The sequence below is a fragment of the Bradyrhizobium sp. NAS80.1 genome, from assembly GCF_001908205.1.
Classification (GTDB): domain Bacteria; phylum Pseudomonadota; class Alphaproteobacteria; order Rhizobiales; family Xanthobacteraceae; genus Bradyrhizobium.
Map to the genome: position 1 here is coordinate 15908 of NZ_LGHL01000227.1, position 14670 is coordinate 30577.

17 protein-coding genes and 1 other RNA gene are annotated in these 14670 nt (G+C 65.0%); 12 read left to right on the forward strand and 6 right to left on the reverse strand.

All coding sequences use genetic code 11. The annotated features are described in order from the left end of the window. Position 1 precedes the first annotated feature (1 nt). A complete protein-coding gene (gene modC / locus AC629_RS38160) occupies positions 2-664 on the forward strand; it encodes a molybdenum ABC transporter ATP-binding protein (RefSeq protein ID WP_084809860.1) in 663 nt (220 codons plus the stop codon). A gap of 223 nt (positions 665-887) precedes the next feature. Here the strand turns inward: modC and AC629_RS38165 are convergent, their stop codons facing one another. From AC629_RS38165 to ffs, 6 genes are all read right to left on the reverse strand, one after another. Then, entirely contained in the window at positions 888-1148 is a 261-nt protein-coding gene (locus tag AC629_RS38165) for a PepSY domain-containing protein (RefSeq protein ID WP_084809861.1), read from the reverse strand. Between the two features lie 244 nt (positions 1149-1392). Next, entirely contained in the window at positions 1393-1830 is a 438-nt protein-coding gene (locus AC629_RS38170; RefSeq protein WP_084809862.1) for a hypothetical protein, read from the reverse strand. 30 nt (positions 1831-1860) lie between these two features. Further along, a complete protein-coding gene (gene recR / locus AC629_RS38175) occupies positions 1861-2463 on the reverse strand; it encodes a recombination mediator RecR (protein WP_084809863.1) in 603 nt (200 codons plus the stop codon). A 1-nt stretch (position 2464) separates the two neighbouring features. Further along, a complete protein-coding gene (locus AC629_RS38180; protein ID WP_074124109.1) occupies positions 2465-2785 on the reverse strand; it encodes a YbaB/EbfC family nucleoid-associated protein in 321 nt (106 codons plus the stop codon). A 124-nt stretch (positions 2786-2909) separates the two neighbouring features. Then, on the reverse strand, positions 2910-4769 hold the full coding sequence (locus AC629_RS38185) for a DNA polymerase III subunit gamma/tau (protein ID WP_084809864.1): 1860 nt from the start codon (positions 4767-4769) through the stop codon (positions 2910-2912). Positions 4770-4863: 94 nt separating this feature from the next. Continuing rightward, positions 4864-4960, reverse strand: an RNA gene (gene ffs, locus AC629_RS38190) — signal recognition particle sRNA small type. 183 nt (positions 4961-5143) lie between these two features. Between ffs and AC629_RS38195 the strand changes: the two genes are divergently transcribed. The 11 genes from AC629_RS38195 (at position 5144) to AC629_RS38245 (ending at position 14611) form a co-directional block, all read left to right on the forward strand. Beyond that, positions 5144-5998: a transporter substrate-binding domain-containing protein gene (locus tag AC629_RS38195; RefSeq protein WP_084809865.1), complete on the forward strand. Its 855-nt coding sequence runs from the start codon at positions 5144-5146 to the stop codon at positions 5996-5998. A gap of 70 nt (positions 5999-6068) precedes the next feature. Beyond that, on the forward strand, positions 6069-6731 hold the full coding sequence (locus AC629_RS38200) for an amino acid ABC transporter permease (RefSeq protein ID WP_084809866.1): 663 nt from the start codon (positions 6069-6071) through the stop codon (positions 6729-6731). After that, positions 6728-7522 carry an amino acid ABC transporter ATP-binding protein gene (locus tag AC629_RS38205; protein WP_084809867.1) on the forward strand — a complete coding sequence of 265 codons (795 nt, stop codon included), beginning with the start codon at positions 6728-6730 and terminating at the stop codon, positions 7520-7522. Before AC629_RS38200 ends, AC629_RS38205 begins: the two co-directional genes overlap by 4 nt. Then, positions 7522-8277, forward strand: a complete 756-nt coding sequence (locus AC629_RS38210; RefSeq protein ID WP_084809876.1) for an SDR family NAD(P)-dependent oxidoreductase — start codon at positions 7522-7524, stop codon at positions 8275-8277. The genes AC629_RS38205 and AC629_RS38210 overlap by 1 nt, the downstream gene beginning before the upstream one ends. Continuing rightward, positions 8274-9401 (forward strand): muconate cycloisomerase family protein, encoded by a 1128-nt coding sequence (locus AC629_RS38215; protein ID WP_084809868.1) that lies wholly within the window; start codon positions 8274-8276, stop codon positions 9399-9401. The genes AC629_RS38210 and AC629_RS38215 overlap by 4 nt, the downstream gene beginning before the upstream one ends. A 301-nt stretch (positions 9402-9702) precedes the next feature. Then, positions 9703-10122 (forward strand): HIT domain-containing protein, encoded by a 420-nt coding sequence (locus AC629_RS38220; RefSeq protein ID WP_084809869.1) that lies wholly within the window; start codon positions 9703-9705, stop codon positions 10120-10122. A 28-nt stretch (positions 10123-10150) separates the two neighbouring features. Beyond that, positions 10151-11095, forward strand: a complete 945-nt coding sequence (gene nudC / locus AC629_RS38225) for an NAD(+) diphosphatase (protein ID WP_084809870.1) — start codon at positions 10151-10153, stop codon at positions 11093-11095. A 13-nt stretch (positions 11096-11108) separates the two neighbouring features. Then, positions 11109-12026 carry a PfkB family carbohydrate kinase gene (locus AC629_RS38230; RefSeq protein WP_084809871.1) on the forward strand — a complete coding sequence of 306 codons (918 nt, stop codon included), beginning with the start codon at positions 11109-11111 and terminating at the stop codon, positions 12024-12026. Between the two features lie 103 nt (positions 12027-12129). Then, positions 12130-12639, forward strand: a complete 510-nt coding sequence (locus AC629_RS38235; protein WP_084809872.1) for an Lrp/AsnC family transcriptional regulator — start codon at positions 12130-12132, stop codon at positions 12637-12639. A 139-nt stretch (positions 12640-12778) separates the two neighbouring features. Then, on the forward strand, positions 12779-13111 hold the full coding sequence (locus tag AC629_RS38240) for a hypothetical protein (RefSeq protein ID WP_084809873.1): 333 nt from the start codon (positions 12779-12781) through the stop codon (positions 13109-13111). Between the two features lie 30 nt (positions 13112-13141). Continuing rightward, a complete protein-coding gene (locus AC629_RS38245) occupies positions 13142-14611 on the forward strand; it encodes a methyl-accepting chemotaxis protein (protein ID WP_084809874.1) in 1470 nt (489 codons plus the stop codon). Positions 14612-14670 lie beyond the last annotated feature (59 nt).

The following is a 14670-nucleotide window of genomic DNA, read 5'->3' on the forward strand; positions in this document are numbered from 1 at the left end:
CATGCTGCGGGTCGACGTCGAAAAACAACTCGGTGAATTCACGCTCGCGGCGTCCTTCAGCAGCGAGGGCCGCGTCACCGGCCTGTTCGGCGCATCGGGCGCCGGCAAGAGCTCGCTGGTCAACATGATCGCAGGGCTGTTGCGTCCTGACCGCGGCACCATCGTGATCGACGGCGAGACCGTCGACGATACCGCGGCCGGCATCCACGTTCCGACCTGGCGCCGCCGGATCGGTTATGTGTTCCAGGACGCCCGGCTGTTTCCGCATCTCAACGTCGCGCAGAATCTCGACTATGGCCGGCGAATGAACAACCTCGCGCCTGATCCTGCGCAGCACAGGCGCGTCATCGACCTGCTCGACATCGGCGCCCTGCTCGACCGCCGTCCCGGAAAACTCTCCGGCGGCGAGCGCCAGCGCGTCGCGCTCGGACGCGCGCTGCTGTCGAGGCCGCGCCTGCTGCTGCTGGACGAGCCGCTCGGCGCACTCGACGAGGGTCGCAAGCTCGAGATCCTGCCCTATCTGGTGCGGCTGCGCGATGAAGCCAATGTGCCGATGGTCTATGTCAGCCACGACGCAGCAGAGCTGCGTCAGCTCGCAACGCAAATCGTGATGCTGAAGCAGGGCCGCGTGACGTCGTTCGGCGGGGTCAAGGTGCTGACGTGAGGGGTGTTGGCTAGAGAACTCTGCCAACCCATTCCGTGCCGTCGTCCCCGCGAAAGCGGGGAATTGCGGCGCGAGACTGGTAACCACGAGCCTTCGTCCAACTACTCCCTGTGGTATCGCGACGAGCGCAAGCGCTCGCGCAGGGGTCCCGGGCTCGCGCTTCGCGCGCCCCGGGACGACAGAATGACGCTATTTCATCGCGTCGTTCCAAGATTGCCAGGGCTTACCAGCCGCGATTGACGTTGCGCACTTCGCCGGTCCTGGCGTCGACATAGACCTCCATCCAGCGGCCGGTGCGGTCGCGCCCCTCGATCTGCCATTCATCCCCGAGAAACTGCGTGTGCGAAATGGTCATGACGCCGATATCGGTTGCGACGTCGAGCGCGGCCTGCATCGAGATCTGATCGCCCGTGTCATAGGCCATCGCCGGCGCCGCCGATCCCAGGCCGATCGCGACAATGGCCGGCAAGATGAGTTTTCGCATGGAGTGCTCCTGTCAAATAGGTTGACCGTTATGCCGCTAACGAGCAACGCGACGGAGCGTTCCGGGTGCAGGGGGTCACGAAGCCGCGCAAATCTTCCGCGGTTCCGACACTTTTGTGTCGGTTCCGCGCATAGCGCGGCCCGATGACAGACTCCACGAAGCAATCCAGACAATCTCCGCGGAAACAGTCTGGCTTGCTTCGTCGCAACGACGGCGGAGAACGCGGCGAGATGCCGATCGCCCCCTACTGCTTCTTGATCAAGCTCCACTTCGTAATCACGGCCTCGCTGATCTGGCCGGGATCGCTGGCGCAGGCGACCTCATCAACCTTGACCGAGATCGCCTTGCCGACAAACGATTTCAGTTGCGCGGCCTGCGCGTCGCTGGATGTGACGAGCTGGAAAGTTTCGGGGCCGGTCTCGAGATTGCACAGCCCGTTCGGCGGCGGCAGGCGACGCGGTTCGGAGGTGATCTGGTAGGTCGCAACCCTCTTGCCGGCGTTCTTGACGTCGCGCACCTTCATTGCGTTCAATTCGCCCGAGAGCACGTCGCCGGTGTTGATCGGCTTGCCAGGCTTCGACGGCGGCAGTGCCTCGTCGTCCTGTTGCGCGGAGACGGCGGGGGTCACCACCACCATCATCATCGCGACCAAAGCCAATCGTTTGGCGAATCGTTTCGTCATGTCGTCCGTTCCGTGAGTTCTGTAGGATTGCTAGAACAGGGTGCGCTGCCGCATCGCGGCCGATAGCGTACCTTCATCGAGATAATCAAGCTCGCCGCCGACGGGCACGCCATGCGCAAGGCGCGTCACCTTCACATTGGCGTCCTGAAGCAGGTCGGTGATGTAGTGCGCCGTGGTCTGGCCGTCCACCGTCGCATTCAGCGCAAGAATGATTTCGTTCACCTGCGGATCATGCGCGCGCACCACCAGCGCGTCGATGGTGAGATCCTGCGGGCCGACACCGTCGAGTGGCGACAAGGTCGCACCTAACACATGATAGCGTCCTTGTGTCGCATTGGCCCGCTCCAGCGCCCAGAGATCGGCAACGTCAGCGACGACGACGATGATGGCGGGATCGCGCTTCGGATCGGTGCAGACAGTGCAGGGATTCTGCGTGTCGATGTTGCCGCAGGTCTTGCAGACCTGGACCTTGTCGAGCGCGACCTGCAACGCAGAAGACAGCGGCATCATCAGCGCTTCGCGCTTCTTGATCAGATGCAGCGCCGCACGCCGCGCGGAGCGCGGACCGAGACCCGGCAGCCGTGCGAGAAGCTGGACCAGCCGCTCGATTTCGGGACCTGCAACGGCGCCCATGTTATTGGCCGAACAGCCCCGGCGGCAGGCCGAGTCCGCCGGTGAGCGACTGCATCTTCTCCTGCATCGCAGCCTCGGCCTTGCGGCGGGCCTCGCCAAAGGCCGTGACGAGCAGGTCTTCCAGCACCTCGCGCTCTTCCGGCTTCATCAGCGAGGCATCGATCTTGACGCCCTTGACGTCCATTTTCGCGGTCATGCGCACGGCGACGAGACCGCCGCCGGAGATGCCTTCGACCTCGACATTGCCGAGCTCGTCCTGCATCGCCTGCATCTTGGATTGCAGCTGCGCCGCCTGCTTCATCATGCCGAGAAAGTCAGCCATCGGTGCGTGTCCTTTGTTGGCACGATGAGCAGTCATCGCGCCTGAGCTTATCGTTTGAGCATGATCTGATCGGAAAACCGCTTCACACTTTGCGCTACGCGGCCCTTCGGGCCCGGATCATGCTCTAGAGATCGTCGCCGTCGGAACCGTCGGGCGGATCGTCACTGCCATAGTCGGCGTTAATATTGGATTCCGGCGTCTCGGGGGCAAGCCTGCGGACCTCGACGACCTTCGATCCGGGGAAGCGCGACAGCACCTCCTGTACGCGCGGATCGGCCTCGGCGGTGCGCGCATGCTCCTGCTTGGCGGCCTGGTTCACCGACCGCAGCGTCGGCTGCCCCTGCTCGTTGGAGACGATCACGGTCCAGCGCCGGCCGGTCCAGAGCTCGAACTTGCGCGCGAGCTCGGTAATGGTGGTCTTGGAGGCGTTCGGCTCGAGCGCGACCTCCAGCCGGCCCTCCTCGAAACGGACGAGGCGCATGTCGCCTTCGAGCGCGCCCTTGGTCATGAGGTCGCGCTTCTGCCCGGCGAGCGCGACGAGCTGGGTGAAGCTCGTGATGCGCAGTTGGGGTGCAGCCCCTTGCGGATTAGGCGCAGGTGCCGCCATCTGCGGACGGGCACCACCACCGCCGAACGAGGACGGCGACGAGGTCGGTGCACGGACCGGCGCAGCAGAAGCAACCGGCGCTGCGGAGGCAACAGGCGCGGCCGGCGTGCTGCGCGCGGCACTGCCGCCGCTCACGACCGGCGAGCCGCCGCCATTCTGCTCCAGCATCCTGATGGCCTCGTCCGGCGTCGGCAGGTCGGCGACATAGGCGATGCGCACCAGCACCATCTCGGCGGCAGCGGCGGGCCGCGTTGCGGCCTGCACCTCGGTGATGCCCTTGAGCAGCATCTGCCACATCCGCGACAGCACGCGCATCGAGATCTTGGAGGCGAAATCGCGTGCACGCACCCGCTCGGTCTCGCCATAGGCGACGTTGTCGGCTGTCGCCGGAACGATCTTCACGCGGGTGACGAAGTTGACGAATTCGGCAAGGTCCGAGAGCACGACGATGGGATCGGCACCGACGTCGTACTGGTCGCGGAACTCCTTGAAGGCGGCCGCGATGTCGCCGCGCACCAGCGAATCGAAGAGGTCGATGACGCGGGTGCGATCGGCGAGCCCCAGCATCTGCCTGACCGCATCGGCCTTCACCTGCCCTGCCGCATGCGCGATCGCCTGGTCGAGCAGCGACAGCGAATCACGGACCGAGCCTTCGGCCGCGCGCGCGATAATGCCGAGCGCCTCCGGCTCGATCTCGACGCTCTCCTTCGCCGCGATATTGGCGAGGTGCTTCATCAGCACGTCGGCCTCGACGCGGCGCAGGTCGAAACGCTGGCAGCGCGACAGCACCGTCACCGGAACCTTGCGGATCTCGGTGGTCGCAAACACGAATTTGGCGTGCTCGGGCGGTTCCTCCAGCGTCTTCAGGAAGGCGTTGAACGCCGCCGTCGACAGCATGTGGACTTCGTCGATGATGTAGACCTTGTAGCGAGCGCTGGCCGGTGCATAACGCACGCTGTCATTGATCTGGCGGACGTCGTCGACGCCGGTATGCGACGCCGCGTCCATCTCCAGCACGTCCATGTGCCGGCTTTCCATGATCGCCTGGCAGTGCACGCCCAGCGTCGGCATGTGGATGGTCGGGCCCTTCACCGAGCCATCCGGCATCTCGTAGTTGAGTGCACGGGCGAGGATGCGCGCCGTGGTGGTCTTGCCGACGCCGCGGACGCCGGTGAGGATCCAGGCCTGCGGGATGCGCCCGGTCTCGAACGCATTGGAGACGGTGCGGACCACGGCCTCCTGGCCGATCAGATCGTTGAAGCTGGAGGGACGGTATTTGCGCGCCAGGACCCGATAGGGCGTGCCCGGCTCGGCACCGAGGGCAAAGCCAGCCTGGCTGGCGCTGTCGGAAGTGGGAGGGGCGCCGGCGTCGGTCATCGGTCGATCCGCAATGAAATGTCTCTCGGCCGGCTTTTGCGGAAAGGAGCGCGCTGGCGGGAAGCCCGCCGGCGCTATTCGCTCGGAAAAACAGGTAGGAGACTGACGAGCGACCCGATCCGGACCTCGTTAGGGCTGCTTCCTTCCGGACCTGACCCGGTTGGCGAGTGGCTCGTCCACCGCCAATCTCCCGGTCCCTATTTGGGGCCAAAAGGGCGGGAAAGCAAGCGGGTATCACTGTGTTCAGCTTGATCTTGCCCAGCATCCGGGCAATTCCGGGTCTGCCCAGCCGATAGGCTATGCTTTCGCTGCCAAGGCCGCCTTGGTATGAACGCTGCCGGAACCCCATCCAACCAGAAAAGCGATTGATCCCAATGGTTACACGTCGTGATGTTGCATCGATTGTCGGACTTGGCGCCATTGGCGCGGCGACCGCGGGCGCGCTGGCCTCGCCGGCGGTGGCCCAGGCGGCCGATCCCAACGAATCGACCTTCGCCCGCATCCGCCGGACCAAGAAGATGCGGATCGGCGCGGTCGGCGGCGGCGCACCCTATTACATGAAGGACCTCGCCAGCGGCCAGTGGAAGGGCTTCTACGTCGACATCGCCAAGGCGCTCGCCGACGACATGGAGGCCGAGCTCGAGATCACCGAGACCACCTGGGGCAATTCGGTGCTGGATCTGCAGTCCAACAAGATCGACATCTTCTTCGGCCTCAACCCGACACCGAAGCGCGCGCTGGTGGTCGATTTCTCGGTGCCGGTCTTCAACAACGCCTTCGGCATCCTCTGCAAGAAGGACTTCAAGCCGAAGACCTGGGCCGAACTCAACTCGCCCGACATCAAGATCGCCGTCGACCAGGGTTCGTCCCACGACCAGGTCGTCAGCCGCCTGACGCCGAAGGCGCAGATCTCGCGACTGAAGACCGCGGACGACGCCACCGCCGCGCTGCAGACCGGCCGCGTCGACGCGCAGTGCCTGATCACCATGCTATCGCTGACCGTGCTCAAGAAGAACCCCTCGCTCGGCCAGTTCGTGCTGCCGACCCCGGTGTTCGCCACCACGTCCAACGCCGGCTTCCGCCGCGAGAACGACAAGACCTTCCGCGACTACGTCAACACCTGGATCGACTTCAACAAGGGCCTCGGCTTCATCCGCAACGCGATCATCACCAACATGGAGCTGGTCGGCGTGACCGAAGCGGACATTCCGCCGGGCGTTTCGCTTTGATCAACCTGCTCCAGGAGGAGGCGAACGGCACTGCGCTCGCTTCCTCGCGTCTGAGTTCCGGAAGGCACGCATGTATCAGTGGGACTTCGGCATCCTCTGGAGCTATCGCTGGCTCTTTCTCAACGGCCTCGGCGTCACCGTCGGCTTCACCGTGGTGATCGTGCTGCTCGGACTGGTCTTCGGCCTGTTCGGCGCATTCGGCAGCCTGTCGCGCTTCAGGGCGGTGCGCCTGGTTGCGCTCGCCTTCATCGAGGCGTTCCGCTGCACGCCGATCCTGGTGCAGCTGATCTGGTTCTATTACGCGCTGCCGATCCTCGCCGGGGTCGAGATGACGCCGATCACGGCCTCGGCGCTGGCGCTCTCGCTCTATGGCGGCTCGTTCTATTCGGAGATCATTCGCGGCGGCATCATCTCGATCGACCGCGGCCAGTCGGAAGCCGGTGCCGCGCTCGGCATGACGCCGGGCCAGACCATGCGGCGCATCGTGCTGCCGCAGGCGATCAAGCGCATGATCCCGGCGCTGATGAACCAGTCCATCATCCAGTTCAAGAACACCTCGCTGGTCTCGGTGCTCGCTGTGCCCGACCTCGTCTATCAGAGCCAGGTCGCCGCCCATGACAGCTATAGGCCGTTAGAGACCTACACCGCAGTCGCGGTTGCCTATGCGGCGATCCTGATTCCCCTGACAATCATCGTCCGGCGCGGCGAGAAGCGACTGGCGGTCGGCGAATGAGCGAGACGTCAAAAATCCAGATTCGTGGCCTGCGCAAGAGCTTTGGCAGCAACGAGGTTTTGAAGAACATCAATCTCGACGTCGCCAAGGGCGGCGTCGTCGCGCTGATCGGCCCGTCGGGCTCGGGCAAATCGACGCTGCTCCGCTGCCTCAATCTCCTGGTCGTGCCCGACGGCGGCAGCGTCCGCGTCGGCGACACGCGCTTCGCGTTCGGCGAGGGTTCGAAGCTGCCCGACGTGAAGACGCTGGCAAGATTCCGCGCCACCACCGGCATGGTGTTCCAGCATTTCAACCTGTTCCCGCACATGACGACGCTCCAGAACGTAATGGAGGGACCGGTCACGGTGCGGCGCATGGCCAAGGCTGACGCCGAGAAACTCGCGCGCGCGCAGCTCGCAAAGGTCGGGCTCGCAGAGAAGGCGGACCAATACCCGGCGACGCTCTCCGGCGGGCAGAAGCAGCGCGTCGCAATCGCGCGGGCGCTCGCGATGGAGCCGGATGTGATGCTGTTCGACGAGGCAACCTCGGCGCTCGATCCTGAGCTCGTCGGCGAGGTGCTGAACGTCATGCAGCGGCTGGCATCCGAAGGCATGACCATGGTGATCGTGACCCACGAGATCGCCTTCGCCCGCGAAGTCGCCGATCGCCTCATCTTCATGCGCGACGGCGTCGTGGTCGAGGAAGGTCCGGCGCGGCAGGTGATCGACAATCCTCAGGAGGCCGCAACGCGCGCCTTCCTCAGCCATTTCCACCGCACTGGCGCGCTGCCGCCGGCCACTACAGCATCATGATGCCAGATATCGACCGCGTTTATCTCGTCACCGGAGCCGCCAGCGGCATCGGTCGCGCCACCGCAAAGCTGCTTGCTGCCCCCGGCACAGCCCTGCTGCTCCACACGCGCTCGAACGCAGAAGGTCTCGACGCCACCGCGGCGGAGGCCGAAGCGAAAGGATCGACCGTCGCAAAATGCCTCGGTGATCTTGCCGAAGAAACCGCTGCCACCGATGTCATCGCCGCCGCGAAAGCCGCCTTCGGCCGGCTTGACGGCTTGATTCTCGTTGGCGGTCACGCCCGCCGCGGCAGCGCGATCGGCACACCGGCGGATCAGTTTCGCCAGGCAATGGATGAATCGGCGTTGGCGTTCACGCGGCTGGTCGACGCTGCCCTTCCGCTGTTACGCGCAGGACGCGATCCGCGGATCGTGGCGGTGTCGTCCTTCGTTGCGCATGCGATCCGGCCCGAATTCGCGCCGTTCGCGGCAACGGCGGCGAGCCGCTCCGCGCTGGAGGCGTTGGTGCGGCTCACCGCGATCGAGCTTGCCAAGGATGGCATCGCCGTCAATGCGGTTGCACCTGGCCTCATCGTCAAGGACAAGCCGAGCGAGAGCAGGCTGTCGCCGGAGCAGATCGCTGCGACCGAAGCGCTGATCCCGATGCGCCGCCGCGGGCGGCCGGATGAAGTGGCCGAGATCATCGCCTTCCTGGCGTCACCGAAGGCGTCCTACGTCACCGGCCAAGTCTGGCACGTCAATGGAGGCCTGACATGACCGAAGCAACCGTCGAACGTCTCAGGCTGTTCCTGATCGAGAGCCCGATCAAGATGGCACGCCTGCAGGGCGTCGGCAACGTCAAGGGCACGGTGAAGCGCGTGCTGATCGAGCTCACCTCGAGCGACGGCGTGATCGGCTGGGGCGAGGCGGCACCGTGGGAGGTGTTCACGGGAACGCCGGAAGCGGCCTTCTCCGCTCTCGACATCTATTTGCGCGGAATCGTGCTCCGCAAGCCGGTCCGCCGCATTCGCGCGCTGATGGCGGAACTCGACCGCGCGCTGGTCGGACATGCCGAGGCCAAGGTCGCGATCGAAATGGCGCTGCTCGACATCGTCGGCAAGTCGTCGGGGCTGTCCGTCGCGGACCTCCTCGGCGGCCGCGTGCGCGACACGATCCCGCTGTCGTTTTCGATCGCCGATCCGGATTTCGTCGCCGATCTCGAACGCATGCGGAAAATGGTTCCGGACGGGAACGTCATCTACAAGGTCAAGACCGGCGTGAAGCCACATCGCGAGGATCTCGACCATCTCGAGGCGATTCGGAACGAGTTTGGCGACAAGGTCGATCTTCGCGTCGACTACAACCAGGCCCTGGCGCCGTTCGGCGCCATCAAGACCCTGCGCGATGTCGAGCAGTTTGCGCCGACCTTCATCGAGCAGCCCGTGCCGCGGAAATATCTCGACGTGATGGCGCAGCTCACTGCGGCGCTTGAAACGCCCGTGCTCGCCGACGAAAGCTGTTTCGACCGCCGCGACATGATGGAGGTGGTACGCCGCGAGGCGGCCGATGCCGTCTCGATCAAGCTGATGAAGGCCGGCGGCCTGTTCGAGGCCCAGGCGATCATGGCGATCGCCGACATCGCCGGCCTGCCCGGCTATGGCGGCACGCTGTGGGAGGGCGGCATCGGTCTTGCTGCCGGCACGCAGCTGATTGCCGCGACGCCGGGCATCTCGCTCGGTTGCGAATTCTACATGCCGCATCACGTGCTGACCGAGGACGTGCTGGAAGAGCGCGTCGCCAATCGGGCCGGCCATGTCGTGGTGCCCGATGGCCCTGGCCTTGGGATTCGCGTCAGCGAAGCCTCGGTCCGCGCCAACGCGCGGGTGCTGGCGGAGGCGTAAAAGCAGCCACAATCTCGCTGTCGTCCCGGGCAAGCGTTAGCGCAGACCCGGGACCCATAGCCACAGGGAGCAGTTGTCGAGCGATCTGGTAACCGCGAGTCTTCGCAAAACTTCATCCTGTGGTTATGGGTCCCGGATCTGCGCTCCGCCCTGGACAACGCTACGCGTTGCCAAGGCTACGCTTGTCCGGGACGACGATTGAGCATGCCTATGCAGCGGCTCCGATCCTTCCCCTCGCTAACTCCCTATCGTATGGTCGGACCAAACAAGCCCGAAACTGTCGGGCCATCCGGAAATCTTCATGCCCGATCCCGCCTGGTCGCTGCACTCCCGCCTGAAAGAAGACACCATCGACATCGGCGACCTGCCGCTGTCGAAGGTGCTGGTCATCAAGGACGCGCATTATCCCTGGCTGCTGCTGGTGCCGCGGCGGCCCGATGCGGTCGAGATCATCGATCTCGACGAGGTGCAGCAGGCGCAATTGATGACGGAGATCTCGCGCGTCTCGCGCGCGCTGAAGGAGATCACCAAATGCGACAAGCTCAACGTCGCAGCGCTCGGCAACCTCGTGCCGCAGCTTCACGTCCACATCATCGCCCGCCGGACCAATGATGCGGCATGGCCGCGGCCGGTGTGGGGCGTGATGCCGCCTCTGGCACACGATGCCGCCGAGGTGCAGAATTTCATCAGCGCGCTTCGCCGCAAGATCTGGTTGAGTTGAAAAGAACGATTGGGTTGAAAGAACAATAATGTCAGCATTCGACTCGTTTCCGCTGGGACAGCCGGCCTTCGTCACCAACGTCCTCGATCGCGCCGCCCACCTGCGCCGCGACGATGAAAAGCTGTTCGCGATGGAGCAGAAGCCATCCTCGCGCGCCTATGTCGTCTATCGCGACTCGCTGCTGGTGAAGCGCGAAGGCGAAAAGGTGCGCGCGCTGCTGTCGATCGACGAAGCGCTGAAATGCGGCGCCAATCCCGGCACGATCTTCCTAGGGCTGCGCGACGGCGCCGCGATGTTCGGCATGGGCCTGTCGCAAGCCGCTGCCGAAAAACTGATCGGCCGCGAGGACTACACCCTCACCGAGCTCCGCGGCATGGCGATGCAGGGCACGATCCCGCCCGACGAGCTCTCGGCAATCGCGATGGCGAAGTCGATGGTGGGCTGGCATCAACGCCACGGCTATTGCGCCAATTGCGGCACCCGCAGCGCGATGAAGGAAGGCGGCTGGAAGCGCGACTGCCCTGCTTGCAAGGCCGAGCACTTTCCGCGGACCGATCCGGTCGTGATCATGCTGGTCGCCTCCGGCGACAAGTGCCTGCTGGGCCGCCAGAAGCAGTTTCCGCCGGGCATGTATTCCTGCCTTGCCGGCTTCGTCGAGGCCGCCGAGACCATCGAGGATGCAGTGCGCCGCGAGATCATCGAAGAATCCGGCATCCGCTGCACCGACGTGCAGTATTACATGACCCAGCCGTGGCCCTACCCGTCATCGCTGATGATCGGCTGCAGCGCGCGCGCGTTGAACGAGGACATCGTCGTCGACCACTCAGAGCTCGAGGACGCGCGCTGGTTCACACGCGAGGAGGCCGCCCTGATGCTGAAGCGGACCCACCCCGACGGGCTCGCCGGGCCGCATCCCTTCGCCATCGCCCATCACCTCCTCGGCCGCTGGGTACGCGACAGCAGCGGCGCCTAGGCGGCAACCATCGATGGCTGCATCAGGGATCGCACCACGCATCCTCTGCATCGGCATTCCCGTGCGCGACCTGATCTTTCGGGTCGAGGCCGTGCCCGAGCGAGGTAGCAAGGCGAACGCCAGCCATCTTGCGGAGATCTGCGGCGGCAACGCGCTCAATGCCGCGATTGCGATCGCCCGGCTCGGCGGCCGCGCCGCGTTTGCGGGGCCGATGGGCGATGCGCGGGAGACGTCGAGCGGCTTCATTCTCGAACGGATGGCTGCTGAGGGCATCGAACCCACGCACATCGTTCGCATGCCGGGGCTCATGACGCCCGTCTCTGCGATCATGATCGACGGAGCAGGCGAACGGACGCTCACGATCTATCGCGATCCTGCCCTGTGGCACGTGAAGCTGCCGGATGCCAACGACCTGCTGACCGATTGCCAGGCGGTTCTCGTCGAGAGCCGCTGCGGCGCCTTTTGCATCGATCTCTGCACTGAAGCACGCCGGCGCGGCGTTCCCGTCATCGTCGGCGTCGACCGCGCGATGGCGCTGACTGACGGCCTGCTCACGGCCGCCTCGCATCTGCTGTTTGCCAGCGAGCACGTGCAGGAGACCGCTGGTGTGGGCGACGATGCCGCGGCACTGAAGCGTCTGGCTGCGCTGACACCGGCGTTCCTCGCCGCCACCCGCGGGCCGCGCGGCACGATCTGGCTGAACGAGACAGGCGAGCCGGAGGAAACCGCGGCTTTCCCGGTTCAGGCGGTCGATACCCTCGGGGCCGGGGACATCTTCCATGGCGCCTTTGCGCTTCGCCTCGCCGAAGGCGGCGGCATCCCGGAGACGCTGCGATTCGCCGCAGCCACCGCAGCCCTGAAATGCGCCCGCCATGGCGGTGGCCAAGCGGCCCCGCAACGCTTTGAAGTTGAAGAGCTTTTGGCCAGATAGCCGAGCACTGATCCGCCTTGGGCGCCAAGAATACGGGCTTGCAGGAGAAGATTTTTCTATATATGAGTGAAACTTGCCTCGATAATGGAACAAAGTTCTTCAAATGACCGATGCTACCGCCCAGATCCCCGAGACCAGCCGTCGCCTCGACGCCATCGATCGCAAGATCCTGATGGTCCTCCAGGACGACGCCTCCCTGTCCGTCGCCGAGATCGGCGACCGCGTCGGCCTGTCTTCGACCCCCTGCTGGAAGCGCATCCAGCGCCTGGAGGCCGATGGCGTGATCCTGAAGCGGGTGGCGCTGGTCGACCAGAACAAGATCGGGCTCGGCATCTCCGTGTTCGTGTCGGTGGAGAGCGCCGACCATTCCGACGCCTGGCTCAAGAGGTTCGCCGAAGCTGTCAGCGCCATGCCCGAGGTGATGGAGTTTTATCGCATGGCCGGCGACGTCGACTACATGCTGCGGGTCGTGGTCGCGGACATGCAGGCCTATGACGTCTTCTACAAGAAGTTGATCAGCGCCGTGCCGTTGAAGAACGTCACCTCGCGCTTCGCGATGGAGAAGATCAAGTCCGTCACCGCACTGCCGATCCCGGCGGTGGTGGCGGCCTAAGCCCGGCTTTCAGCTCACACCAGATCGATCGGCGGCAAATTGCCGCTGATCGCCGTACAGCCCCTCGCCCGCGCCCGATTCGGAACCTCGGTAAGGAAGCATTTACCGAGAATTAGTTCCGCGCGCCTACCTTTGCGGCATGGAGGAGGAAACGGCGATTCCGTCCCGGCGGTGGCCTGCCTGGGCGAATGCGACTGCGTTGCTGGTCGCAGGCTGGATCGCGCTTGCAATCCTCACCCTACAGGTTCGTCCGGGCGCGGCGGTTGTCGCAGTTGTGTTTCCGCCCTGGTGGAGCGCGCAGCAGGTGTTTCTGGCTGCGGGATCGGCGCAAGCGGCGATCGTGAGGGCAACCGCCCTCCCCACCCTCCTCGTTGTCCGCCCGGATGATCATGACGGACTGGCCCGCCTGCATGAGGCCGGCGCCTGGTTCGTGATGGACGCGCAAGCGGTGCCGGCATGTTTTGGCAGATAGTCTTTTGGCAGAAGTCCTGGGGAAGATGAGATGATTGTCGAGAACGACGGATTGGAATCGCTGCGCCAGACCACCAGCAAGATCCTTGTCGCGATGCTCTGGCTGCACGTGCCGATCAGCATGACGATCGGCCTTGCACTCGGCAAGCCATGGCTCGTCCCCGCAATGTTCATGGCGATCTTCGCGACCGCTGCGACCTTGTCCTGGCGCATGTCGGGCAACGGCCTTTCCACCCGTCTCGTGTTCTCGGTCGCACTGATGAGCGGCGTGTCGATGTTCACCTACCAGTTCGAGGGGCATCCCTGGCAGATCGACATGCACATGTACTTCTTCGCGGCGCTGGCGTGCACCGTCGCCTATTGCGACTACCGGCCGATCGTCGCCGCGACGGTTGCGGTCGCGCTGCATCATCTGGCGCTGAACTTCCTGCTGCCTGCGGCGATCTATCCGGGCGGATCCGATTTCGGCCGCGTGGTCCTGCATGCGGTCATCCTGCTGATCGAGGCCGGCGTGCTGATCGCGCTGGCGCACAAGCTCCAGGAGCTGTTCGAGACCACGGCCGTGAAAACGGCCGAGGCGCAGGCCGCGATGGCGGCGGAAGCGCGCGCTAACAGCGAGCGCAGCGAGGTCGAGCAGCGCGCCAAGGAGGAACGCGAGGTCGCCAAGCAGCGGCTCGCGAGCAATTTCGAACGCAGCATTGGCGGCATCGTGCAGGCGGTGGCGATCGCCGCTGGCGAAGTGCAGCAGCTCTCGTCCGCGATGAGCGGCAATAGCGCCGACACCGCGCGTCAGACCGCCGCTGCCGCCGCAGCGTCGAACCAGGCCTCGGGCAATGTCGAGATGGTCGCGGCCGCGACCGAAGAGCTCACCGCATCGGTCACCAGCATCACCCAGCAGGTCGCCCGCTCGGCCGAAATCGCCGCCAAGGCCGCGAACGAAGCCCGCCGCACCAACCAGGTCGTCGAGGGCCTCGCCAGCGGCACGCAGAAGATCGGCGAGGTCGTCACATTGATCCAGAACATCGCGAGCCAGACCAATCTGCTCGCGCTGAACGCCACCATCGAGGCGGCCCGCGCCGGTGAGCATGGCAAGGGGTTCGCGGTGGTCGCGAGCGAGGTCAAGGCGCTGGCGAACCAGACCGCGAAAGCCACCGAGGAGATCTCGGCGCAGGTTCAGACCATCCAGAGCGCGACCAGCGACGCCGTCAACGCCATCCAGGCTATCGGGTCGACCATCGCCGAGATCGACGAGATCTCCGGCCAGATCTCCACCGCCGTCGATCAGCAGGGCCTGGCGACGCGCGAGATCGCGGGCAGCCTGCAACAGGCCGCCACCGGCACGCGCGAGGTGAACGACAATATCGTCGGCGTCAGCAAGGCGTCCGAGCAGGCGGGCATAGCCGCCTCGAAGATGCATCAGGCCGCCGCCGGACTGTCATCGCAGTCCGACCGTCTCAAGGCCGAGGTCGACGGTTTCCTGGGCTCGCTGCGGACGGCGTAAGCGACCTTTTACCTCTCCCCGCTTGCGGGGAGAGGTCGGATCGCTCTTGCGATCCGGGT